This is a genomic window from Pseudomonas gingeri (assembly GCF_013386165.1).
GTDB lineage: Bacteria > Pseudomonadota > Gammaproteobacteria > Pseudomonadales > Pseudomonadaceae > Aquipseudomonas > Aquipseudomonas gingeri_C.
This window is the reverse complement of sequence record NZ_JACAOS010000050.1, coordinates 1-351: the sequence shown is the minus strand read 5'-3', so window position 1 is coordinate 351 and position 351 is coordinate 1. Positions and strand designations below refer to the sequence as shown.

The window sequence follows — 351 nt, the reverse complement described above, 5'->3', positions numbered from 1 at the left end:
CGGCACAGCACCACGGCTTCCTTGACCTCGGGATGCTCGGCCAGACGTGCTTCGATCTCACCCAACTCGACCCGGAAACCACGGATCTTCACCTGGGCATCATTGCGCCCGAGGTATTCCAGGTTGCCATCGGCGCGCCAGCGAACCAGGTCGCCGGTGCGATACAAACGTGCCAGCGGGTCGCTGTCGAACGGGTCGGCAACGAATTTTTCCAGCGTCAGGTCTTCCCGGTTCAGGTAACCCTTGGCCACGCCCTCGCCACCAATGTACAGCTCTCCTTCCACCCCCAGCGGCACAGGTTCGCCCTGGGCATCGAGCACGTAGAGACGGGTGTTACCGACTGGCCGGCCG

General features: G+C 63.5%; 1 protein-coding gene. It reads right to left on the bottom strand.

All coding sequences use genetic code 11. The features are described 5' to 3' along the window. The coding region (locus HX866_RS34010) for an AMP-binding protein (RefSeq protein ID WP_177141293.1) at positions 1–351 on the bottom strand (351 nt) is incomplete at both ends.